At 62.5% G+C, this 23,870-nt stretch carries 22 protein-coding genes; 17 read left to right on the forward strand and 5 right to left on the reverse strand.

Annotation, left to right across the window (positions count from 1 at the left end; genetic code table 11):
- The first annotated feature begins 207 nt into the window (after positions 1-207).
- The 4 genes from KUV81_RS01980 (at position 208) to KUV81_RS01995 (ending at position 5,678) form a co-directional block, all read left to right on the forward strand.
- Positions 208-1,509: an inosine/guanosine kinase gene (locus tag KUV81_RS01980; RefSeq protein WP_222542165.1), complete on the forward strand. Its 1,302-nt coding sequence runs from the start codon at positions 208-210 to the stop codon at positions 1,507-1,509.
- 197 nt (positions 1,510-1,706) lie between these two features.
- Positions 1,707-3,005: an inosine/guanosine kinase gene (locus KUV81_RS01985; RefSeq protein ID WP_222542166.1), complete on the forward strand. Its 1,299-nt coding sequence runs from the start codon at positions 1,707-1,709 to the stop codon at positions 3,003-3,005.
- A gap of 379 nt (positions 3,006-3,384) precedes the next feature.
- Complete coding sequence (locus KUV81_RS01990) at positions 3,385-4,299, forward strand: FAD:protein FMN transferase (RefSeq protein WP_222542167.1); 915 nt, start codon at positions 3,385-3,387, stop codon at positions 4,297-4,299.
- A 110-nt stretch (positions 4,300-4,409) separates the two neighbouring features.
- A complete protein-coding gene (locus tag KUV81_RS01995) occupies positions 4,410-5,678 on the forward strand; it encodes a hypothetical protein (RefSeq protein WP_222542168.1) in 1,269 nt (422 codons plus the stop codon).
- Positions 5,679-5,741: 63 nt separating this feature from the next.
- On the opposite strand, the gene KUV81_RS02000 is transcribed toward KUV81_RS01995, so the two are convergent.
- Positions 5,742-6,113 (reverse strand): DUF2750 domain-containing protein, encoded by a 372-nt coding sequence (locus KUV81_RS02000; protein WP_222542169.1) that lies wholly within the window; start codon positions 6,111-6,113, stop codon positions 5,742-5,744.
- Positions 6,114-6,172: 59 nt separating this feature from the next.
- Positions 6,173-7,057, reverse strand: coding sequence for a LysR family transcriptional regulator (locus tag KUV81_RS02005; protein WP_222542170.1), 885 nt, complete (start codon positions 7,055-7,057; stop codon positions 6,173-6,175).
- A gap of 98 nt (positions 7,058-7,155) precedes the next feature.
- On the opposite strand from KUV81_RS02005, the gene KUV81_RS02010 reads away from it, so the two are divergent.
- From KUV81_RS02010 to KUV81_RS02070, 13 genes are all read left to right on the forward strand, one after another.
- On the forward strand, positions 7,156-8,616 hold the full coding sequence (locus KUV81_RS02010) for a 2-hydroxymuconic semialdehyde dehydrogenase (protein ID WP_222542171.1): 1,461 nt from the start codon (positions 7,156-7,158) through the stop codon (positions 8,614-8,616).
- A 14-nt stretch (positions 8,617-8,630) separates the two neighbouring features.
- A complete protein-coding gene (locus tag KUV81_RS02015; protein ID WP_222542172.1) occupies positions 8,631-9,068 on the forward strand; it encodes a RidA family protein in 438 nt (145 codons plus the stop codon).
- A complete protein-coding gene (locus KUV81_RS02020; RefSeq protein WP_222542173.1) occupies positions 9,065-9,628 on the forward strand; it encodes a 3-hydroxyanthranilate 3,4-dioxygenase in 564 nt (187 codons plus the stop codon). Before KUV81_RS02015 ends, KUV81_RS02020 begins: the two co-directional genes overlap by 4 nt.
- Positions 9,628-10,623, forward strand: a complete 996-nt coding sequence (locus tag KUV81_RS02025) for an amidohydrolase family protein (RefSeq protein ID WP_222542174.1) — start codon at positions 9,628-9,630, stop codon at positions 10,621-10,623. The genes KUV81_RS02020 and KUV81_RS02025 overlap by 1 nt, the downstream gene beginning before the upstream one ends.
- A 25-nt stretch (positions 10,624-10,648) precedes the next feature.
- Entirely contained in the window at positions 10,649-11,446 is a 798-nt protein-coding gene (locus KUV81_RS02030; RefSeq protein ID WP_261389174.1) for a 2-keto-4-pentenoate hydratase, read from the forward strand.
- Positions 11,447-12,736 carry a kynureninase gene (kynU, locus tag KUV81_RS02035; RefSeq protein WP_222542175.1) on the forward strand — a complete coding sequence of 430 codons (1,290 nt, stop codon included), beginning with the start codon at positions 11,447-11,449 and terminating at the stop codon, positions 12,734-12,736.
- Positions 12,733-14,106 (forward strand): FAD-dependent oxidoreductase, encoded by a 1,374-nt coding sequence (locus KUV81_RS02040; RefSeq protein WP_222542176.1) that lies wholly within the window; start codon positions 12,733-12,735, stop codon positions 14,104-14,106. The genes kynU and KUV81_RS02040 overlap by 4 nt, the downstream gene beginning before the upstream one ends.
- A 47-nt stretch (positions 14,107-14,153) precedes the next feature.
- Positions 14,154-15,029, forward strand: coding sequence for an alpha/beta hydrolase (locus KUV81_RS02045; protein WP_222542177.1), 876 nt, complete (start codon positions 14,154-14,156; stop codon positions 15,027-15,029).
- A 467-nt stretch (positions 15,030-15,496) separates the two neighbouring features.
- Positions 15,497-15,874 carry a hypothetical protein gene (locus KUV81_RS02050; RefSeq protein WP_222542178.1) on the forward strand — a complete coding sequence of 126 codons (378 nt, stop codon included), beginning with the start codon at positions 15,497-15,499 and terminating at the stop codon, positions 15,872-15,874.
- Positions 15,875-15,994: 120 nt separating this feature from the next.
- Entirely contained in the window at positions 15,995-16,495 is a 501-nt protein-coding gene (locus KUV81_RS02055) for a hypothetical protein (protein WP_222542179.1), read from the forward strand.
- Positions 16,496-16,931: 436 nt separating this feature from the next.
- Positions 16,932-17,588: a hypothetical protein gene (locus tag KUV81_RS02060; protein WP_222542180.1), complete on the forward strand. Its 657-nt coding sequence runs from the start codon at positions 16,932-16,934 to the stop codon at positions 17,586-17,588.
- A gap of 103 nt (positions 17,589-17,691) precedes the next feature.
- A complete protein-coding gene (locus KUV81_RS19890) occupies positions 17,692-18,177 on the forward strand; it encodes a zf-TFIIB domain-containing protein (protein ID WP_409995554.1) in 486 nt (161 codons plus the stop codon).
- 185 nt (positions 18,178-18,362) lie between these two features.
- Positions 18,363-19,310, forward strand: coding sequence for a LysR family transcriptional regulator (locus KUV81_RS02070; protein WP_222542182.1), 948 nt, complete (start codon positions 18,363-18,365; stop codon positions 19,308-19,310).
- A 3-nt stretch (positions 19,311-19,313) separates the two neighbouring features.
- Here KUV81_RS02070 and KUV81_RS02075 read toward each other — a convergent pair whose 3' ends face one another.
- From KUV81_RS02075 to KUV81_RS02085, 3 genes are all read right to left on the reverse strand, one after another.
- Entirely contained in the window at positions 19,314-20,303 is a 990-nt protein-coding gene (locus KUV81_RS02075) for a sterol desaturase family protein (RefSeq protein ID WP_222542183.1), read from the reverse strand.
- Between the two features lie 63 nt (positions 20,304-20,366).
- Positions 20,367-22,589, reverse strand: a complete 2,223-nt coding sequence (locus KUV81_RS02080; RefSeq protein WP_222542184.1) for a TonB-dependent receptor family protein — start codon at positions 22,587-22,589, stop codon at positions 20,367-20,369.
- Positions 22,589-23,824: an imelysin family protein gene (locus KUV81_RS02085; protein WP_222542185.1), complete on the reverse strand. Its 1,236-nt coding sequence runs from the start codon at positions 23,822-23,824 to the stop codon at positions 22,589-22,591. The genes KUV81_RS02080 and KUV81_RS02085 overlap by 1 nt, the downstream gene beginning before the upstream one ends.
- Between the last annotated feature and the right edge of the window lie 46 nt (positions 23,825-23,870).

Genomic DNA, 23,870 nt, shown 5'->3' on the forward strand with positions numbered 1-23,870 from the left:
AGGGTCACTCACATGCGCCAGGGAGTGGAATTGGTCACTGGTGCCAGGTTGTGATTGTGTTAGAATCGCCCGCCTTACGGCGCGGTCGCACAGTCTTGAGCTTTGCCCCGGGCCATCGGACCACCGCAGGATGCGCGCCCGTTTTCCCGGGCAGGTGGCGGCTACAATGCAGGGATGTTGGTTTTGCAGCTGAAGTGATCCCCAGCGATGAAATTCCCCGGTCAACGCAAGTCCAAACACTATTTCCCCGTCGAGTCTCGGGACCCGCTCACCAACGAGCTCAACCCGGTGATCCAGCCTCGTCACACTCACATCACCGGCATCGACCAGACCCTGGTGGACATCGAGGCCCACGTGGACCAGGCCTTTATCGATCGTCATGGCCTGAAAAAGGGCAACTCCATGCTGATCGACGACGCCGCGGCCCACGCCCTGTACGACGAGCTCCAGCAGCGGGACCTCATCACCGAGGAGTTTGCCGGCGGCACCATCGGTAACACCCTGCACAACTACTCCACCCTGGCGGACGACCGCTCGGTGATGTTCGGCGTGATGAGCCGCAACATCCCCATCGGCAGCTACGCCTACCGCTACCTGTGCAACACCTCCTCCCGGGTGGATCTGAACCAGCTGCAGCCGGTGGAGGGCCCCATCGGCCGCTGCTTCACCCTGATCACCGACTGCGGTGAGCGCACCTTCGCCATCTCCAAGGGGGCGATGGACAAGCTGACCCCGGAGTACATCGACGAGCAGCTGGTGAAAACCGGCTCCGCGCTGGTGCTGACCGCCTACCTGATGCGTGCCGGCGGCGATCCCATCACTGACGCGGCCATGACCGCCATCCGCTATGCCCACCAGGCCGAGGTGCCCGTGGTGCTGACCCTGGGGACCCGCTTCCTTATCGATCAGGACCCGCAGTTTTGGCGCGACTTTATCGACGAGCACGTCACCGTGCTGGCGATGAACGAGGAGGAGGCGGAGGCCCTGACCGGTCACGCCGATCCCCTGCTGGCCTGCGATCAGGCCCTGGAGTGGTGCGATCTCATCCTCTGCACCGCCGGCCCCAGCGGCCTCTACATGGCCGGCTGGACCGACGAGGACACCAAGCGGGAAACCAGCCACATGCTGCTGCCCGGGGCGATCCCGGAGTTCAACGAGTTCGAGTTCTCCCGCCCCATGACCCGCAGCCAGTGTGACGCGCCGTTGAAGGTCTACTCCCACATCGCCCCCTTTATGGGCGGTCCGGAGAAGATCTCCAACACCAATGGCGCCGGCGATGGCGCCCTGTCGGCGCTGCTGCACGACATGGCCGCCAACGACTACCACAAGCTGAACCTGCCTCAGTCCAGCAAGCACCGGCTCGCCGGCCTGTGCTACTCCTCCTTCGCCCAGATCTGCAAATACGCCAACCGGGTGAGTTACGAGGTGCTGGCCCAGCACAGCCCCCGCCTCTCCCGCGGCCTGCCGGAGCGGGAGGACAGCCTGGAGGAGGCCTACTGGGAGCGCTGAGGCGCCCCGGTAAGACAGCGGGAAGGGGAGACCCTTCCCGTTTCTTGTGGGGCCAGGGCACGGGGCGGGCGGGCCTGGTGGCAAAGCTTCCGCCACGGTGGTAGACTCGCCCGCCTGTTTTTTGGCCCCTCCTGGGGCGGTGGGCCGTCGCGGCCGGGTTGCCCGGTGACGACGGCCGGCGATCAGCGGACTCTGAGATGAAATTTCCCGGTCAACGCAAACACAAGCATTACTTCCCGGTGGACAGCCAGGACCCCCGGCCCCTGGATCAACAGATCCAGCCCCAGCACACCCACATCTGCGGCATCGCCCAGACCCTGGTGGACATCGAGGCCCGGGTGGACGATGGGCTCATCCAGCGCCACGGCCTGGTGAAGGGCAACTCGGTGCTGATCGACGATGACGCCGCCCACGCCCTCTACCGGGAGCTCAAGACCCAGGGGTTGATCGTCGAAGAGCACGCCGGGGGCACCATCGGCAACACCCTGCACAACTTCGCCACCCTCTCCAACGAGCGGGCGGTGTTGTTCGCGGTGATGGAGCGGCAGATTGAGATCGGCTCCTACGCCTACAAGTACCTGAGCCACACCTCCTCCAAGGTGGACGTGGGCTACCTGCAGCCGGTGGAGGGCCCCATCGGCCGCTGCTTCACCCTGATCACCCCCTGCGGCGAGCGCAGCTTCGCCATCTCCAAGGGCGCCATGGACAAGCTGGAGCCCAGCGCCATCCGTCCGGAGCTGGTGCGCGAGGCCGGGGCGCTGGTGTTTGCCTCCTACCTGATGCGCTCCGCCGAGGGCGACAACATCGACCAGGCCGCCCTTAAGGCGATGGCCGAAGCCAAGGCCCACAAGGTGCCGGTGGTGCTGACTCTGGGCACCCGCTTCCTGATTGAGCAGGACCCCCAGTTCTGGCGCGACTTTATCGCCGAGCACGTCACCGTGCTGGCGATGAACGAGGAGGAGGCCGAAGCCCTGACCGGTTATCGTGACCCTCTTAAAGCCTGCGAGGCGGCCCTTCAGTGGTGCGATCTGGTGCTCTGCACCGCCGGGCCCGAGGGCCTCTACACCGCCGGCTACTGCGATAAGGCCCATCTGCGGGCCACGGAGCACCCGGTGCGCGACGGCGCCATTCCCGGGTTCAATCGGGACGAGTTTTCCCGGCCGATGCGCAAGGCGGACTGCGCCACCCCGGTTAAGGTCTACTCCCACATCGCCCCCTACCTGGGCGGGCCGATGCAGATCCTGAACACCAACGGCGCCGGGGATGGCGCCCTGGCGGCGTTGCTGCACGACATGGCGGCCAACCGCTATCACAAGCTCAATGTGCCCCAATCCGATAAGCATCAGTTTGAGGCGCTCAGCTACTCCTCCTTCGCCCAGATCTGCAAGTACGCCAACCGGGTGAGCTACGAGGTGCTGATTCAGCACAGCCCCCGCCTCTCCCGCGCCCTGCCGGAGCGGGAGGACAGCCTCGAAGAGAGCTACTGGGAACGATAATCAATAAAAAGCCCCGCCAATGAGCGGGGCTTTTTTATGGACTTCAAGTCGGATGAATTCGAAAAAAGTGCATTCGTGATCTGGTCCGACCTCAAATTTTAAATAAAAACATAAAGCTTCAGTTTAATTTCGAAGATTGAATGATGTTTCGAGATTCGTTAATGGGAATTAAGGAAATGTGAAAGGGATCCCGTTCTTTTTGACTTTGTTATTGATACATTCCCGATCAAATAACAACGCAACGAGCCCGGTTCGATTTATGGTGTTTAACCCATTACGGTCCCATATCTGCATTCTTCCCCTGTGCTCTGTTCTGCTGATCTTTCTTTCCGTTATCTCTCCGGTCCAGGCCAAACATCACCGTTTGACCGGCCACACCATGGGCAACGATTACCAACTTCAGTGGCAGGGCCCGGCCCTCAGCGCCGAGCAGATGTTTGCCCTGCACCGGGATATCGAAGCGCGCCTGGTGGAGCTCAACGCCGCCCTCTCTACCTGGCAGAGCGACTCCGAGCTCAGCCACTTCAATCGCGGCCCGGCACACCAGCCCAAGGCCCTCGATGGCCACCTGGGCACCGTGGTCACCGAAGCGCTGCGCCTGGGGCGTCTGAGCGATGGCGCCCTGGACGTCACCGTGGGCCCCCTGGTGGCCCTGTGGGGCTTTGGCGCCGAGGGTGAGGTCCGGCAGGTGCCCAGCGCCACCGAAGTGCGGGACACCCTGGCCTACACCGGGCTGGACCAGCTGGCGCTGACCGACGCCGGCCTGGTCAAGCGCGATGCCCGCACTCGGGTGGATCTCTCCGCCATCGCCAAGGGCTACGGGGTGGACCAGGTGGCGGCGGTGCTGGAGGCCCATGGGATCCGGGATTACCTGGTGGACATCGGCGGCGAGCTGCGGGTCCGGGGCGAGCGTCAGGCGGATCAGCCCTGGCGGGTAGGGGTGGACAAGCCCTACGCCTACAGCCAGGGGCAGGTGACCATAGTGCGCCCCGGGGACAACGCCCTGGCCACCTCCGGGGATTACCGCAACTACTTCGAACAGCTGGGCACCCGCTACTCCCACATCGTGGATCCGGCCACTGGCATGGCGGTGCAGCAGCGGGTGATCTCCGCCACCGTCATCGCCCCCAGTTGCATGACCGCCGATGGCCTGGCTACCGCCTTTATGGTGATGGGGGTGAAAGCCTCCCTCGCCCTGGCCGAAAAAGAAAAGATTCCTCTGATGTTATTAGAGGACAATTTTGGTCGAGTAAAAATACACTATAGCTCGGCCTTTCACCGGTATATTGAGTAACGCTTTTACTCATCCATACCATTTAATTGTTCAGGGACATTGAATGTCATCGGTAATGACCGAGGGATTCGCTCGCCTTGAATTTATTGACCTTGCAGGGAAATACCACAATGAAAAAAGTCTTCGTGATGAGTGTTGTGTGTGCTTCGGTATTGGCCGTCACCGGCTGTTCCGACGACACCGAATACGTCCAGGACCCGGCCCAACAGGAGCTGATCGACCAGCTGACGGCGCAAAACGCTCAGCTGGAGTCCGACAAGAGCGCTTTGGAGTCGGACAACGCCGCGCTGCAAACCAAGGCAGAGAGCTACATCAGCCGCTTCCCGGAGCAGTGCGCCGAGATTGGCGTGGCCTTTGATTACGTCGATCCCAACGCACCGGCGGAAGCCGCCAGCGTGGCCCTGGTGCGGGCCATGAGCAGCCAGATCCTGGATCCGACGCCGGGCAGCTGCGCCAGCTGTCACGGTTACGAGGGCGAAGATAACAGCGGCAAGGTGGGCGCTCCGGCCCCCCATGGCGCGTTCGGTAACGCCGAGACCAGCTGTGACACCTGCCACGCCACCGACGAACCGGACTCCCACTACGGCGATGCCTACCTGCTGGCTCACACCGATTACGATCCCGGCGGCCCGAGCGAGCCCATGGACCCCACGGATCCCACCTTCGACCAGCCCACCTTCGGCGGCAGCGTGGTGGACGGCAAGACCGGCGCCTCCGGCCCCTCCTACTACGGCAGCGGCTCCTACCTGAACGCCGACTACCTGGCCGAGCGGATCAACGGCAAGGTGTACAACGCCGAGTGGGCGCTGGCGGACAAGGAGGAGGGCGAAGAGGGGGTCACCACCCTGACGGCGGCCTGTCAGCTGGAAGGGCGGGAGAGCGTCCTGGCGATGTTCCCCGACGATGGTCAGGAGTACGTGCTGAACCAGTTTGGCAACCAGATCGGCACCAAGACCGTGGTCACCGTCAGCAAGTACACCGACGAGTTGACCGGCGAGGAGCACCAGGTGCCCAACGTGGCGGTGTTTGGCTATGGTCTGCGCAAGGAGGGGGACAGCTACTTCGCCTCCATGTCCATCAACCACAACAACACCTGCTACAACGCGGTGATGAACGGCGACGTGCGTCTGAACTACTACGAGTACGAGCCGATGAACTCCCTCAAGGTGGGGCCCAACGACGACGCCCGCAACCGCGGGGCGCGGATCCTCGGCACCGTGGATCTGGAGAAGACCCTGCTGGCCAACGCCTACTGGGACTTCGGTAACCCGGTGTACGGCGGCAGCGCCGGCGCCATCGATCCGAAAGCGGTGGACTGGACCACCGTGGGTTCCTGCTCGCTGGTGATCAAGGTCGACGGCATCATCCCTCTGGGCTGATCCCAGCCCGCAACGACAAACGGCCCCAATCGGGGCCGTTTTTTTGTGTCTGTGGCAGGGGGCTCAGGCCAGATCGGCGGCCAGCTCCTCGGCGCTGACCACGATGGCCTCGCCGGCCAGGCTCGGGGCCACGCCCACTTCGAAACCGTCCTTGGCCATGCCCGGGGCCCACTTCTCGACAAAGTCCGCCAGCGGAATGGCCATGGCGTGACAGTTGGCGTAGTCGTCCTTAAGCCAGTTCTCCACCAGGCTGGGGTGGTGCCACACCAGCAGGCACTGCTCCTTGCCGGTGTTGATCAGCACGCAGCCCTGTTCGTCGGCCAGGGTGTACAGTTCGCCGCTTGCCTTGGCGGCCTCCACCAGGTGGTCGTAACGGCCCTGGCTGTCCAGGCTGTAGAAGGCGTTGGTCTGATCTTGGGTAAGCGCGTCGGCCATGGGAGGTCCTCAATGTGAATGCCGGCGGGAGTATACCAGCCCCGGCGGCCCGGTGCCGCTTATTCCGACAGCCGTTCGGCCAGCAGGGCGGCGCAGGGGGCGATCCCGGGCTGGTCCTGGTGCCAGAGGTCCCAGTGCAGGGCCCGGGGCGCCGGACTTAAGGGCCGCACCGCCAGGCGCGGGTCCGGCCGGCTGGCCAGCAGCCAGTGGGAGAGGATGGAGACCCCCATCCCCTGGGCCACCATCTCCAGGATGACGTCCAGGTAGCCCACCTGGAGCACCCGTTTGGGGGCGCACTGGTTGGGCAGGAAATAGAGGGCGTGCTCCCGGTCCCGCTCCGGGATGGCGGCGTTGGTGATGTAGGGCAGGGCGGTGAAATCTTCCGGCACCAGGGCCGGCTTGTGGGCCAGGGGGTGGTCGGCGGGCACCACCGCCATCAGTTGGTCAGCAAACAGCCCCTGGTGACAGAGGCCGCCGTCGCTTTCCCGGGGCTGGGCACGCACCGTCAGGGCGATGTCCACCTCCCCCTGGCGCAGGGCCTGCAGCGGCTCCTGGCGCACCGGCACCACCTCCAGGGCCAGCTGCGGGCAGTCGGTGGCCATCCGCTGGTAGATGTCCGCCAGCCAGTGGCGCGGGGCCAGGTAGGGCAGCCCCAGGCGCACCACCTGCTGGCCCCCCTCGCTGAGCAGGCCGATGTCGTACTCCACCCGCTCCAGCTCCTTGAGCACCCGCTCGGCGCTGTGCAGCAGGCGCTTGCCGGCGCTGCTCATCACCAGCTTGCGCCCGTGGCGGACGAAGAGCGGGGTGCCCAGGCGTCGCTCCGCCTCCTTGATTCGGCTCGACAGCGCCGGCTGGCTGATGAACAGCTTGTCGGCGGCGGCCTTGACGGTGTCGCTGTGGGCCAGGGTGTGGATCATCTCCAGGTGCTTGAGATCGAGGTTCATTCAATCCATCCGATTTATCAAAACCGAAATTTCAATTGATTATTTTTATATCAAAGGAGGGCATACACTCAATAGATTCCGTGACATTGAGACAGAGTATGAACCGACGCTATCTGGCCTACATCGACGGCCAATTCAGGGAGAGCGACCAGTGGTTTGATGACCTCAGCCCGGTCAATGGCGAGTTGGTGGCCCGGGTGGCCCGCGCCAGCCAAGACCAGGTGGACGAGGCGGTGGGCGCCGCCCGGCGCGCCCTGTCCGGCCCCTGGGGCAGCCTGAGCCCCGCCCAGCGCGCGGCGCTGCTGCACAAGCTGGCGGATCGCATGGCCGAGCGGGAGGCGGAGTTTGTCGCCGCCGAGATCGCCGATACCGGCAAGTCCATGCCCCAGGTGCGCACCATCGACATCCCCCGGGGCACCGCCAATTTCCGCTTCTTCGCCGATCTCATCAAGAACGTGCCCAGCGAGGCCTGGCACACCACCACCCCCACTGGCCAGAAGGCGCTGCACTACACCGTCGACAAGCCCCTGGGCGTGGTGGCGGTGATCGCCCCCTGGAACCTGCCTCTGCTGCTGGCTACCTGGAAGATCGCCCCGGCCCTTATCTGCGGCAACACCGTGGTGGTCAAGCCCTCGGAGGAGACCCCGGGCTCCATGGCGCTGCTGGCCGAGTGCATCGACGAGGTGGGCTTCCCGCCGGGGGTGTTCAACCTGGTGCACGGCTTTGGCCCCGATTGCGTGGGCCAGTGGCTCACCGAGCATCCCGGCGTCGACGCCGTCACCTTTACCGGCGAGTCGAAAACCGGCGGCGCCATCATGAAGGCGGTGGCCGACGGGGTGAAGCCGGTCTCCTTCGAACTGGGGGGCAAAAACGCCGCCGTGGTGTTCGAAGACGCGGATCTGGACAAGGCGATCGCCGGGGTGGCCCGCGCCGCCTTCACCAACTGTGGCCAGGTGTGCCTGTGCACCGAGCGGGTCTACGTTCACCGCAGCCTGTACGAGCGCTTTGTCGCCGGCCTGGCCGAGGCGGCCAAGGGCTACGTGGTGGGCCGCCCGGAGGATACTGACACCGTGATGGGGCCGCTCATCTCCCGGCAACACCGGGACAAGGTGCTGGGTTACCTGGAGCGGGCCCGGGCCGATGGCGCCACCTTTGTCACCGGCGGCGAGGTGCCCCAGTTTGGCGACGACCGGGACCAGGGCGCCTTTGTCCTGCCGACGGTGATCACCGGCCTGGCGGACGACCACCCGGTCAACCGGGAGGAGATCTTCGGCCCGTTGTGCCACGTGGCGCCGTTCGACGACGAGGCGGAGGTGATCGCCCGGGCCAACGACTCCGACTACGGCCTGGCGGCGGCGATCTGGACCGAGAGCCTGACCCGGGCCCACCGGGTGGCGCCGCGCATCGAGGCGGGCCTGGTGTGGGTCAACACCTGGTACCTGCGGGATCTCAACACCCCCTTCGGCGGCGTCAAGCTCTCCGGCATCGGCCGCGAGGGGGGCCTGCACTCCCTGGGGTTCTACCGAGAGCCCAGCACCGTATGCATCGCACTGGATTAACAAGAGGGACCGACATGGAATCCAAGGTACTCGCGCACAAGGCCAAGCCCCGGGGGCGCTTCCCCCACGTGAAACGGGCAGGGGACTTCATCTACATCAGCGGCACCAGCTCCCGCCGGTCGGACAACAGCTTCGTCGGCGTCGAGGTGGACGAGATGGGCACCACGGCGCTGGACATCCGCGCCCAGACCCAGGCGGTGATCGACAACTTAAGCGACATCCTCGCCTCGGTGGACTGCCGGCTGTCGGATCTGGTGGAGATCACCAGCTTTTTGGTGAACATGAACGATTTTGGCGGCTACAACGCCGTTTATGCGGCGAACTTCGACGAAGAGGGCCCCACCCGAACCACGGTGGCGGTGCACCAGCTGCCCCATCCGCACCTGCTGATCGAGATGAAGGCGGTGGCCTACAAGCCCCTGCCCCGCGACGCCAAGGAGGCCCAGGGATGAGCCGACTCAAAGCCTTTAACTTCCAGGCCTGGATTGAGGCGCACCGACATCTGCTCAAGCCGCCGGTGGGCAACAAGCAGATCTGGGAAGACACCGACATGATGGTCACCGTCGTCGGCGGCCCCAACGAGCGCACCGACTTCCACGACGATCCGGTGGAGGAGTTCTTCTACCAACTGGAGGGGGACATGGTGCTCAAGGTGATCGAGGAGGGCCAGGTGCGGGACGTGCCCATCCGCGAGGGGGAGATCTTCTTCCTGCCCAAGCACGTGCGCCACTCGCCCCAGCGCCCCATGGCCGGCAGCGTCGGCCTGGTGATCGAGCCCAAGCGCCAGCTGGGGGAACTGGACGGGTTCGAATGGTACTGCTTCGACTGCGGCGCCCTGGTGCACCGGGTGGAGGTGCAGCTCAAGTCCATCGTCGATGACCTGCCGCCCCTCTACCAGGCCTTCTACCAGGATGAGGCCGCCCGAACCTGCCCGAACTGCGGGGTACTGCACCCGGGCAAGGCGCCGCCTAAGGGCTGGGTGACGCTGCCGGAGCCGGGGGAGGCCAACTGATGCAGGTGCTCGACATCCACAGCCACTTTTTCCCCAAGCAGTGGGAAGATCTCCAGGCCCGCTTCGGCGGCGACGACTGGCCCTGGCTCAAACACAACGGCGATGGCACCGCCATGGTGATGAAGGGCAACAGCCCCTTCCGCCCCATCTACCAGGCCTGCTGGGACCCGGACACCCGTCTGGCGGAGATGGACCGGGACGGCCTGTGCGGCCAGATCCTCTCCGCCACCCCGGTGCTGTTCGGCTACGACCGCCCGGCGGCGCAGGCCGAGTACCTGGCCAAGCTGTTCAACGACGCCGCCATGGAGATCTGCGCCCAGGGCAAGGGCCGCCTGTTCGCCATGGCCCAGGTGCCCCTGCAGGACATCGACGCCGCCTGCGCCGAGGCCAGCCGGGCCAAGGCCATTGGCCACGTGGGGGTGCAGATCGGCAGCCACGTCAACGGCCGCGGCATGGACGATACCGCCACATTGACCTTCCTGCAGCACTGCGCCGACGAGGAGATTCCGGTGTTTGTCCACCCCTGGGACATGATCGGCGCCGATCGCACCGCCAACTACATGATGGGCTGGACCGTGGGGATGCCCGCCGAGACCCAGCTCTCCATCGTCTCGCTGATCCTCGGTGGCGGCTTCGACCGCTTAAGCCCCAAACTCAAGATCGCCTTCGCCCACGGCGGCGGCAGTTTTGTCTTCCTGCTGGGCCGGCTGGACAACGCATGGCACCACAGGGACATCGCCCGGGGCCGCTCCGAGCACCCGCCGAGCCACTACCTGGACCGCTTCTACCTCGACTCCGCCGTGTTCGACGACGGCGCCCTGCGCCTGCTGGTGGACAAGATGGGGGACCAGCGGGTGATGTTCGGCACCGACTACCCCTTCCCCCTGGGGGAACAGACCATGGGAGCGCTCATTCGCAACACCGAAGGACTCGGTGAGCAGAGCAAGCGCCGATTGTTTGTCGACAACGCCCGGGAATTTTTCAACCTCCGCTAAGCCAAGCCGTAGAGCGAGACCGTCCATGAGCCACAACCACAACAAACACGAGAAGATGATGCTGGACCAATACGCCGCGGTGCTGGATGACGCCGCCAAGGACGCCCAGAGCGTCACCCAATTGACCGAGCAGGCGCCCATCAGCCTGGCCGACGCCTACGACATTCAGAAGCGCTCCATCGCCTGCCGTTACCACCGAGGCGAGCGGCGCACCGGCTTCAAGCTGGGGTTCACCAGCAAGGCCAAGCAGGAGCAGATGGGGGTCTCCGATCTCATCTGGGGCCGGCTGACCGACGCCATGATCATCGACGACGGCGGCGCCATCGACCTGGCCCACTATGTTCACCCCCGGGTGGAGCCGGAGATCGCCTTTGTCATCGGCAAGCCCTTGAGCGGCGAGATCACCGCCGAGCAGGCCCTGGACGCCATCGAGGCGGTGATGCCGGCACTGGAGGTGATCGACTCCCGCTACCGCAACTTCAAGTTCTCCCACATCGACGTGGTGGCGGACAACTGCTCCAGCACCGGCTACGTGCTGGGCCCGCGCCGGGAGAAAACCCGCGACCTGTCGGATCTTAAGATGGTGATGACGGTGGACGGGGTGCCGGTGGCCGAAGGCAGCAGCAGCGCCATCCTGGACCACCCCCTCAACTCCGTCATCGAGGCGGCCCGCTGCCTGGCCGAGTACGGCGAAACCCTGCAGCCGGGGGACATCCTGCTGGCCGGTGCCGCCACCGCGGCGGTGGCCCTGGCCCCGGGTCAGAGCGTGGCGGTGGAGGTGGCCGGCCTCGGCGGCTGCGGCTTTACGGTCAAGGAGGACTGAATGGACTACCAAAATACCCTGGCCTTCGCCCAGGCCCTGGACCGACAGGACCCGCTGGCCCGCTACCGCGAGCAATTCCATCACCCGGTCATCAATGGTCAGTCGGTGCTCTATTTCACCGGCAATTCGCTCGGTTTGCAGCCCAAAAGCGTTAAGGACCACGTCGGCCTCGAGCTGGAGGAGTGGGCCAACTGGGGGGTGGAAGGCCACTTCCACTCGAAAAACCCCTGGTACAGCTACCACGAGCTGCTGACCCCGGCCTCCGCCCGTCTGGTGGGGGCCGAGGAGCACGAAGTGGTGTGCATGAACAGCCTCACCACCAACCTCCACCTGCTGTTTGTCTCCTTCTACCAACCCAGTGCCCAGCGCTTCAAGATCCTCTGCGAGGGCAAGGCGTTCCCCTCCGACCGCTACCTGCTGGAAACCCAGGTGCAGTTCCACGGCTTCACGCCCGAGGAGGCGATCATCGAGGTGTTCCCCCGCGAGGGTGAGCACTGCCTGCGTGAGGAGGATATCGTGGCCGCCATCGCCGAGCACGGCGATGAGCTGGCGCTGGTGTTCTTCGGTGGCGTCAACTACTTCACCGGCCAGTTCTTTGACCTGGCGGGGCTGACCCGTGCGGCCCACGCCGTGGGGGCCCTGGCGGGGTTCGACCTGGCTCACGCCGTGGGCAACCTGCCCCTGGCCCTGCACGACTGGGAGGTCGATTTCGCCGCCTGGTGCACCTACAAGTACCTGAACGCCAGCGCGGGCAACGTCGGCGGCGTCTTTATCCACGAGCGCCACGGCCTTGACCCCGACACCTTCCGCTTCGGTGGCTGGTGGGGCCACGACAAGGCCAACCGCTTCAAGATGGAGTCCGGCTTTACGCCCATCCCGGGGGCCGAGGGCTGGCAGCTCTCCAACGCCCCGGTGCTGGGGATGGCGGCACTCAAGGCCTCGCTGGCGATCTTCGACGAGGTGGGGATCGCCCATCTGCGGGAGAAGAGCCTGCTGCTCACCGGCTTTTTGGAGCACGTGTTCAACGACGTGGTGGGCCGCTTCCCCGGCGTGAGTCTGGAGATCATCACTCCGCGGGACCCGGCCCGGCGCGGCTGTCAGCTGTCGGTCAAGCTTATTGGCACCGACAAGCGCTTCTTCGAGGCGCTGACCGAGGCCGGGGTGATCGCCGACTTCCGCGAGCCGGACGTGGTGCGCCTGGCGCCGGTACCGCTCTACAACGCCTTCGAAGACGTGTACCGCTTCGGTGAGGTGCTCCATCAACTGCTGGAAGGCTGGGAGGCGCGATGAACACCCCAGAACAGACCCACATCGCCATCGCCGGCGCCGGCCCCGTGGGGGCCCTGCTGGCGGTGGTGCTGGCCAAGCGCGGCTACCAGGTGAGCCTCTACGAGGGGCGCCCGGACTCGCGCACCACCAACCTCTACGAGGGGCGCTCCATCAACCTGGCGCTGTCCGAGCGCGGCTGGTTGGCGCTGGAGCGGGTGGGGCTGGCACAGGCCATCCGCGCCGAGGCGATCCCCATGCACCAGCGGGTGATGCACGCGGTGGACGGCAGCCTGACCCACCAGCCCTACGGCGCGCCGGGCCAGGCGATCTACTCCGTCTCCCGGGCCGGCATCAACCAGGCGCTGATCTCCCTGGCGGAGCGGGAGGACAACGTTCACCTCCACTTCCAGCACCGGCTGATCGACGTGGACTTCGACAGCGCCACCGCCCGCTTTGCCACCCCCAGCGGCCAGGCCACCGTCACCCCGGACTACCTGTTCGGCGCCGACGGGGCCAACTCCAAGGTGCGGCGCCTGATGCAGGAGCGGCCGCGGATGAGCTACGCCCTGGAAACCATGGACGTGGCCTACATCGAGCTGAACATCAGCGCCAACGCCGACGGCAGCCACAAGCTGGACACCGTGGAGGCGCTGCACATCTGGCCGCGGGACAACTTAATGCTGATTGCCCTGCCCAACACCGACGGCTCCTTCACCTGCACCCTGTTTATGGACCACGACGACTTCCTGGCCCTGGACAGTGAGGCCAAGGTGGGGGCCTTCTTTGCCGAGCAGTTCCCCGATGTGGTGGACGTGTTGGACACCCCGGTGGCCCACTTTATGGCGCGCAAGCCCAGCCCGCTGGCGCTGGTGGACGTCTGGCCCTGGAGCCAGAACGCCAAGGTGGGGCTGATTGGCGATGCCTGTCACGCCATCGTGCCCTTCTACGGCCAAGGGATGAACGCCGGGTTCGAGGACTGCCGGGTGCTGGATGAGCTGATTGGCCAGTACGACGGCGACTGGCAGGCCATCTTCCCCGCCTTCGAGCAGACCCGCAAAGCGGACGTGGCGGCCATCGCCACCCTGGCCAAGCGCAACTACCAGGAGATGAGCAGCCTCACCGGCAAGGCCGATTTCCTGCTGCGCAAGCGGATCGAGGCCAAGTTCAGCCAACGCCACCCGGAGCTGTGGGTGCCGCTCTACACCATGGTGACCTTCCGGCCCGACATCCCCTACTCGGTGGCACTGCGGGTGGGGGAGGAGCAGGCCGCACTGATGGACAGCGTGATGGCCATAGAGCAGATTGAAACCCGGTGGGACAGCGAAGCGGTGATGGACGTCATGCTGAGCCTGGCCCGGGCCCAATGGGGCGACAACCCCTTCAAGGACTGACCGGGCGGGGCTCGGGCGATGAACACACAACAGCAGGGAGGCTTAGGATGAGCCAAGGCTATCGGGGCTTTACCAAGGCGGAGCTGGAGCGGGAGTACTCCCCCAGCTCCTGCATCGAAGACATCGGCTATTACCTGGACCGCTACGCGACCCTCAGTGAGGGCGCGCGCAGTCAGGCCGAGGCGAACCCGGCGGTGCACTGCCACTGGGACTGCCCCTACGGCGAGAAGCCGGCCCAGAAGCTGGATCTTATGGTGCCCGAGGGCCCGGCCGAAGGCGCGCCGCTGCACCTCTACATCCACGGCGGTTACTGGCAGCAGCTGGACAAGCGCGACAGCGCCTTTGCCGCCCCCATGCTGAACGAGCACGGCATCGCCCTGGGGGTGCTGGGGTACACCCTGGCCCCCGAGGCGTCGCTGAGCGACATCGTCGAAGAGTGCCGCCAGGCCATCGCCTGGCTCTACCAACACGGCCCCGACTACGGCCTGGACCCCAGCCGCGTCACCCTCTCCGGCAGCTCCGCCGGCGGCCACCTGGTGGCCATGATGCTCTATACCGACTGGGCCCGATACCAGGTGCCGCAGAACGTCATCAAGGGGATCATCGCCGTCTCCGGCGTGTTTGAGCTGGCCCCGCTGCCGCTGACCTACATCGACGAGCCCCTGAAGCTGAGTGAGCGGGAGATCAGCCAACTGAGCCCCCTCAACGGCACCCAGCCCCATCCCTGCACCGTGGTGCTGGCCTATGGCGACAACGAAACCGCCGAGTTCAAACGTCAGAGCCTGGATTACCTGGTTTTGCTGGAGGAGCAGGGGGTGCCCGTCACCTGTGCCGAGGTGTCCGGACGCAACCATTTCGACGTGGTGTTGGATCTTAACGACGAGACCAGCTGGCTGGGACGACAACTGCTGCGCATGGCCTGAACCCCGGGCCGCTCCCGGCCCTTGTCACACATGAGCCAAAGGCGTAAGTTGCAGAAAAGTCGTGATTTATCAGCCATCAGCCGGGCAGGACGCCCGTGATGGTTTGAGGATGGCAGGGACGGATTCCTCCTCCTCCGGCGGGGCGCCAAGGGCGCACCGGCCCCCTCCTCATCTTATGGCCCAGGGACTCGGGCATCGGCACCACGCCACCGATCCCTGCGGTTTATTGCGCCTAATGGATGCGACCCAACCAACATCAAACCATTTTAATTCAATTGCTTAAAGGTAAGTGAGTGCTAGCAATGCTGGCTGGCTTTCGCCCCGCTGGCGCACTTTCGCGCATGACCTGGCAGGGGTTAACGGCGAGAAAGGCCTTTAAGTCAGGCCGTTGGGGGCGAGTTCAATAGGGTGTGGGCGGAAGGTTATTAAGAAATCCGATTAATATACTGTTATGTTGCTTGGTAGATATGAAATACGGTAACCGAAAAGAGCTCAGTTTTGAAATTGACCATCAGCCTTCAGAGTCACTATGTGAAGTGGATATCTGGATAGGAGGGATGCTGATTACGTACAGTGATAACGTCGCGTATCTACCAGGGTTTATTCACTCTCTCAAGCGAGAGGTAAAGAATTTGAAATCTGGTGTGATTGACGAAGAGTGCAGTTTTCTCAACCATGGGCCAACAACTGATGATGTATCTTGCAGGGCGGAGTTCATTGGGGAAAGCTTGATTCTAAAGGGGCAACTGGCTGAGGGGGAGGGGTTTGCAGTGAACTTGCCTCGGGAGTGGGTCATTTCGACTTATGAAGAGTGCATTGGTGCTCTAGATGTACTCGCCACATAACAAGGCGCTACAGGCGGATCGCAATCGTTCGGTTGGCTACTGCTCGTGCCTCGCAGAATTTAGCCAACCAAACTGCTTCCGCTGAGCGGGGCGTTAGCAGTACATGAAAAGGAGTTCAGTTTGAGTTCAATTTTAGAAATCATAAATGGGTATTCGTCATTTACTCAAAGTTTAATTGGCTCAGCCGTGTTTTTGTTTTCGTCTTGGCTATTTAGAGTCGTATTTAACAAAGCTAAAAGTAGTGGAAAAATATTGTTTGAGGAGCATTCAAAAATTGATGTTATCAAACGCACTCTGCATAAAGAATATATCAATACTTCCAATGTGCAGCTTTCAACTTTTGGTTCTGTAGTAGCCTTTCTTCATGCAAGTCGCTGGCTAGTTAGGGCTTTATTGATATTCATATTTTTTTCTGGTTTATCATCGATTCTTAAAGGTGATTGGTTATTTGTTGCTGCATATTGGTTTTGCTTTAATTGCGTTCTTGAAGCAAATGGGTGGGTAAAGGATACAAGTAGTGAAAAAAGCATTTCTCATGTTCCAGAAGACCTGAAGAAGGATATATACGAAAGGTTTAAGCCTCAACCAATTGAAGCTCCAGAAAATACTGATGACAAGTGATTAAAGCCGAGTTTAAATATCCTTGATTTTGTCACTTCTCTTAAGGGTTTAGCCAAGATGATTATTTGAACCTTAATTGGGTGTTATGCTCCAATCAAATTCAAGGCTATATGGAAAATTTTTCACTTGTGGATATGACAGATACAGAGTTGCGTATTGAATACTATGATCGTACGAAGCACTTCGAACTCCCTGAAAAGATCGAAGAAGCACTAGAAAATGACTATGTGATAAATAGAGATATATATACAGACGAAGTTATTAATTATATTCGATTTCTCCATTGTATAAATCCTAATTATAGCCCTATGGAAATGGTCCGTTTTGCGCATGAAATATACGAGCGAAACGCATAACAGGTGAAGTAAGTTGGACTGCTTAAATAGCAGTCCCTTCTTCAGGCGTTAGCTAATACGAGAAAACGAGAGAACAGTAAATGAAAGAAGTAATCTCTGAGCAATTAATAAACTTAGATTGGAAACTATTGGTTTCAATACTGGCATTGCTTTTGTCCTTAGGGACATTCTACACAAATATATATTTCCAAAAACTAAAAAAGGCATCTTTAAATGTGATAATAGGAGATCATAAATACGTAAATTATGGGCAAAAAGGGGAGCTGATAATGGGAGTTCCTTTAACAATGTACAATGAGGGTGCAAGATTGACCTCAGTGTTGAGCGTCAAGGGACAGATATACAATATAGAAAACTCAAATCAATCTTCCAAGCTAACTTGGAGACAGTTCTATGAATTTGAAAATATTGGGAGGTCTGGTGAGGTTTTTAAACCTCATCGGTCTTTCAAAAGCCATCCGACAACTATTATTTTAGAGGGCTATTCTGCTGCCGGTGAAAACATTAGCTTTAGAACTGAAAATGACTTCCACTTGACTCCTGGAACATATATGGTGGAGTTTGCATTCTATGATCATCATTTCAAGAAAATAGCTACGGCTTCTGAGAAACTTAATTTCACTAAAGAAAATGTAGAGTATCTAGATGAGTATTGCGTAATAAATGATAAGAGAGTATCCAGCGACTCGCTTCTATTTACTAAAAATATACAATATAGCTGGCGAACGAATCAATAGCCGCACACTTCGATCACTCTGTCACCAAAAGTTTCACTTTTGCTGCCTGTTATTGCGGCGTTATTGTAATGCCATTCGCCAGGGATTTGAGTCCGCTATGTCCATGAAATGCCCCCGTACAGGCCTGCCGTTAACGCCCCTCAAAGTGGGGGCTATCGCTGTTGAGGTGTCTCTAGACAGTGGCGGGGTGTTCTTGCCCGGGGGTCTAACAGGGTTTTTAGATCCCAATGGGATACGGGGCAGGGCATTGGCTGACTATTTGGCCCCGTTCTCAACATTGCTATTGGACGCTGACCATCGGCTGGCCTGTCCAAGATGCCCGGATATCGTGATGATTCGACGCCATTGTGAACCAACATCCGCGGTTGAGATCGACGAGTGCCCGAGGTGTGGCGGCATCTGGCTGGACAGCGGCGAGCTTGAACAGATCCATCGCAACCGGGAGTCAAAGAGCCCGATAGCTCACAGTGCGGCCAAGCCTCATGCGTACCGCCGCTTCGCCGAAGCTAAGCCTGAGCCCTCAAGTGCCCCCGTGGAGGTAGCCGACGAGATGATCGGCAGCCTCTTTGGCTGGCTTAGGTCACTGTAGCCATCCATCCCGATAGCCCGTAGTTGTCCCATTTGTCTCACTTCATCGGCACCTAGGCCGAAGCTTCCCTATCCCCTCGTTCATGTCCCAGCCGGCCCGTCGGTCTCCGGTGCGCCGCAGCGGGCCTTCCCCCATCCCTTCCCAGCCGTTACTGTTAGCTCATTCGCCCGCGATTTGAGTCCGTCATGTCCATCACCCATCAACTGAAGCTGTTCTACGACGTGGTGCAGCAGGGCTCCTTCACCAAGGCGGCCGCGCTGCATGAGATGGACAACTCGGCGTTGTCCAAGCAGGTCAAGAAGCTGGAGACGGCGCTGGGGGTGCAGCTGCTCAACCGCTCCACCCGCTCCTTCTCGCTCACCCCGGCGGGGGAGGAGATCCTCACCCAAACCGGCTTGCTGCTGCAGAACCTGGAGCAGATCCACAGCATCGCCGATGCCTACCAGTCAGAGCCCAAAGGCCGGCTTAGGATCACCGCACCGGTGTTCCTCGGCCAGCAGTACCTGCAGCCGGTGGTCACCGCCTTTATGCAGCGCTATCCCGAGGTGCAGATCACCCTCTCATTGGAAGACCGGCGCGCCGACATCATCGCCGACCGCTTCGATCTGGCCTTTCGGGTGGGCAAACTCAGCGAGTCCAGCCTGATCGCCCGCAAAATTGCCAAGACCAACTTTGCCTTGGTGGCCTCCGAGGGGTTTATCGCCCGGCACGGCATGCCGAGCACACCGGAGGCCTTGCTGGCGCTGCCGGCGGTGGTGTACGCCAATGGGGAGGTAACGCTGGATCACCTGGTGATCGGTGCCGAGCCCCACTCACAGACGATGCGCAGCCACCGGATGCGGGGTAACTTCAAGGTGAGTGATGTGCGGGCGATGATGGAAGCGGTGCAGGCGGGGCTGGGATACGCGCAGATCGACCTGTTCAACCTGGACAGGCCCATCAGCGAGTCCAAGCTGGTTCCGCTGCTGACCGACTACCGCCTCTCCACCCTGGAAACCGGCATTTACGCCCTCTATCCCCACCGCAAACAAACCCCGCTGGTGACGGAGTTCATCCGCTGCGTGCAAGCCCACCTGGGTGAGCCGCCCTTCTGGGAGCGGCACATCCCGGGTTACGAGGGGCTGTACCGCTGAGGGTTACTCCGCCTTGGCGCTGACGCGGCGGGGCTTGAGGCGGGCGAAGGCGTCCTTGAAGGGGGTGAGGTAGAGCCCGGCCAGGGTGTCGTGGCCCTCCACCTTGCCGCCGGCGCCGAACTTGAACTCGCCGGCCTCGGAAGCCTTGATGAGGGTGCCCCACAGGCGGTCCCAGATGGCCAGGGCAGAGCCCATGTTGGTGTCCCAGTGGCGGCGCTCCTCGCTGTGGTGCACCTGGTGCTGGGCCGGGCTGATGAACCAGTTCTCCAGTGTGTCCCCCCAACTGACCCAGATGTGGCTGTGGCGCAGGTTGGAGCCCATCAGGTTGAACAGAAAGACAAAGACGTTGGCGCCGAGGATGTCCTGCATGGTCAGGGTGGGGCCGAACAGGTAGTAGCCCAGGCCCACCACCAGGCCCTGGGTCAGGGCCATGCGGCAGGCGTAGAGGTAGCTCTCCACCGGGTGGCTGCGGTAGATGGTCATCGGCGTCAGCACCTCGGCGCTGTGGTGCACCTTGTGGAAGTCCCAGAGCAGGGGCACCCGGTGCAGCAGCCAGTGGAGGAAGAAGCGGGTGAAGTCGTCCGCGATGAACAACATCAGGGTAAAGAGGGCCGCCACCGTGGTGGCGGAGAGGGCGAGGTGCTGGAGGGGGCCGAAAGCCCACTCCAGCACCTCGGTGGTGCCCAGGGCGATGGGCACCATGGTGAGGATCACCGGGGCCAGCAGGCCCACCCGGATAAAGCGATTGACGATCCACAGCCCCAGGTCGTGGCGCACCGAGCGGTGGCGGTACACGGAGGCGGGAAACAGGAAGCCGGCCAGGCCCTTCAGGGTTTTCGGTGCCTGGCTGGCCCAGAATACCGGCAGGGCCAGTCCCAAAGCGCCAAGCAGGTAGACCCAGTAGATCCGCTTGTTGGCGTCCGTCAGGTAGCCGGCCAGTTGCCAGAGGTTCTGGCTAAGAACGTTGTCGGTGAGCGTTTCCCAAAACGACATAGGGGTCTCCGTCAATCGATGTTATAGCGGGGCACCGGGGTGCCCCTTATTGTGTGGCCGGGCTCAGAAGCCCAGCTTGTAACCCAGCACAAATTGCTGGGGCTTGTTGGGGCGGGCGCCGTAGGGACGGCGGCTGACGATCTCCGCCTCGTCCATCAGGTTGTCCACCTTGCCGTACACCTCGCCCCAGTCGCCGAAGTCGTAACTGGCGGCCAGATCCACGGTGGTGAAGGCGGCGGTTTCCACCCCGCTCAGGGTCACGCCCTCACCGGAGGCTTCCAGCATCTCGCTCTGGTAGCGCACCAGCAGGTTCACTTCCCACAGGTTGCCCGCCACGCCGAGGCCCAAGGTGGCCTGGTGCTCCGGCAGGTAGGGCAGGGAATCGCCCTTGCTGACGTTGCCCCACATGGTGAAGTCGGACTCGAAGTCGGTCTGGAACTCGCTGTCGGTGAAGGTGTACACCAGGGACAGGGGCCAATCGAGGCCACCGGCCCGCAGGGTGTGGCTGGCGCTGAATTCCAGGCCGTAGACGTCCACTTCGCCGGCGTTGTACTCCTGGTCAACGGTGTCGGAGCAGGACGCGGAAGCGGAGAAGGTGCAGCTCTCCTTCAGGTTGTCGAAGTCGTTGAAGAAGGCCACCGCCTCCACCTGGGTGTTGCCGTCGCCGTAACGCCCGCCCAGCTCGTAGTTGACGCTGCTTTCGTTGTCGATGGCCGGGTTCTGCTGCGGGCTGGTGGGGACGAAGCCCTCGTGCACGCCGAAGAACACGCCCAGGTCGTCGTTGACGTGGTAGAACACGCTGGCGCCGGGCAGCCAGACGTTGGTCTCCTTGCTCAGGTAATCCCCCTCGGCGCCGGGCTGGTCGTTCTGGTAGAACATGTCCAGAAACTCCCCCCGTACCCCCAAAGTCACCTGCAGCTTGTCCCACTCCAGAGTGTCCTGCACGTAGACGGACCAGGCCTCGGTCTGCTCGGTGTTCAGGGTGGCGGTGACGGTGGCGTCGCCGGTGGCCACCAGGCGGCCGGACTGCATCCGGTAGCTGTCTTCGGTGTGGTTACGCTGGATCTCATCCTCGTGGTAGCGCACCCCGGCGTGCAGGTTGTGCTTCAGGCTCAAGGCGTTGAAGGCGATGCGCAGGTCGGTCTGGATCCCCTGGGCGTAGTATTCGCGGTCGTTGTTGCCGAGGATCAGCGTCTCGAAGGCCTGCTCGCTGTCCTTGGCGCCGGTCAGCACGTCGTAGTAGATGGCGTTGATGCCGTCGTTCGGGTTTTGCAGGATGGTGGAGAGATCCCGGTCGGTGGCCGGGTTGTTCTGGGCGTCGAAGCCGTTGAGCTTCAGCCAGGCCCGCTCAAAGTCGTTGCGGTACACCCGGGTGGTGAGGTCGAAGTTGTCGCCGGCGATGAAGTGGTTGAACTGGAACTGGGTGTGCTCCCAGGTCATCTCATCTTCGGCACTGGCGGCGTAACGGCGGTTGGGGTTGGCGGCGAAGTCGTCGTCGGTAAGCCCCAGGTAGGTCTCGTTGGAGTCCTCGTCGGCGTACACCATCTTCAGCTCGAACACCTGGGAGAAGCGTTCGCTGTCCAGGTTGTAGCGCAGCTTGGCCATCACCTCGTTCTTGTCAAAGCCGGTGTCACCGCCGCCGTCCAGCTCCTTGAAGCCGTCGCTTTGGATGTGCACACCGTCCAGCAGGAAGCCGAAGTTGCCGATGGTGTCGCCGTAGTAGCCGTGGCCCTTGAAGTAGCCGTCGCTGCCGCCGGCCAGGTCAATCTGCCCCTCGCGAAACTCCGGTACTGCGCGGGTGGTCATGTTGAGTGCGCCGGCCACTGTGTAGGGGCCGTACTTGATGGCGGCGGGGCCCTTGAACACCTCCACCGCGGTCATCTTGCTCATTAGCGGGAAGTAGTAGGCGGCGGGGGCGGAGTAGGGGGCCGGGGCGATCAGCACACCATCCTCCATCAGGGTGATCTTCTTACTCCGCTCCGGAGTCACGCCCCGAAAGCCGATATTGGGGCGCAGGCCGTAGCCGTCCTCGGAGCGGATGTTCACCCCGGGCACCATGGCCAGGATCCGCTCGATGTCGTCGTACTTGAACTTCTCCAGCTCCATCTCGTCCAGCAGGGTGGCGGAGCCGGCTTCGGTGCGCAGGTTGTCCCGGCGGCCGATGATCTGCAGTGTCTCGTCGTAGCTGACTTTGGCCTCGTCGCCTTCGGCCTCCTCGGCCATGACCGGGGCGGCGAGGGCCAGGGCGATGCTGGCGGCCAGCAGGGTGGTTTGGGTGTGCAGCATCAGTCGTTGTCTCCTGCGGAGGTGGAGGGCAGCTCCAGCGCCAGGGCGCTGATGAAGTCCACCTTCATGGCGTCGGTGATCGCCTTGACCTCGGTGTGGGTCTGCTGAACCTGGTCCGGGTTGTCATTCAGGGTGGCCGCCAGGCTCTGCTCATAGCCGGCACTGGTGGTCAGGGCGGTGTCGATGTCGGCGGCCATCTGGTTGGCCAGCTCTTCGCTGCCCACCTCAATCAGGTAGTCGTCGAAGCCGGTACCGGGCTGCTCCCCCAGCTGGCCGGCGAACAGCGCCTTCAGGGCCCGCAGGTTGGCCTCGATGTTGTCGATGGAGTGACGGCTGTAGGGGGATTCCAGCAGGGCGTCGCAATCGGCGCCGTTGCAGGCCCCGGCGAACTGCTGCAGCGGTTTGTCCAGCTTGCCGTCCTTGGTCACCGAGTCGATGTAGAACATGGCATCGGACAGGTCGTTCACCGCGTCGTGGATGTCGGCGAAGGCGCTGCCGGGCTGGCCGGCGGCCTTGAGCAGCGGGCCGTAGCTGGCCCACTCGGTCACCAGGGTGTTGGCGTTGTTGTTCAGATCCCGGGCCACCTCGACGGCGAACTGGCAGCGGGCCAGGGCCCGCTCCGCCTCGGGGCGGTCGTTCCAGCCGGCGGGCGCGGTGGTGGCGCTGCAGCTGTGGTCCAGGTTGGGGTTGAACAGCAGGTAGTCCAGCGCATCCAGGCCCTTGCGGGTTTCGGTGCGCAGGGTGATGTCGTAAGGGGTGCCGTTGATGCTGCCGTTCTCGAAGTGCACCACGTCCTGATCCACGGCGCAGCGGTTGACCACCGGCCAGGAGTGGATGGCGTTACGCAGCTGGCTGGCGTTGGCCTTGAGCGGCCCAATCTGCATCACCTCGGCCTGCTGCCACACCGCCATGGTGTCACGCCAGGCACCCTGGGCACCGGCCAGCGACTCACTGACATCGCCAGCCTCGCCAACCACAGTGCAGTAGCCGGAGACGGCCTCGCTCAGGCTGACGGTGCGGGCGGCGAACTCGCCGAAGGTGGGAGTGATGACGTTGTCCACCAGGTTGGCCACCAGGGCGGCCTGGTCGAAGTTGTCCGGGGTCTGGCCGCCGCCATTGTCCGGGGTGCCGCCGTTGTAATCGGGGCCGGGGCTGGCGCTGCTGCTCTCGCCGCAGCCGGCCAGGGCCAGGCTGACGGCCAGGGCGGTGGTCAGGAGGGTCAGGTTCTTCTTCATGCTCACATTCCTTTTTGACGACAAAAGCCCGGGCCCTAAGGACCCA

Source organism: Ferrimonas balearica, from assembly GCF_019802085.1.
Classification (GTDB): Bacteria; Pseudomonadota; Gammaproteobacteria; order Enterobacterales; family Shewanellaceae; genus Ferrimonas; species Ferrimonas balearica_B.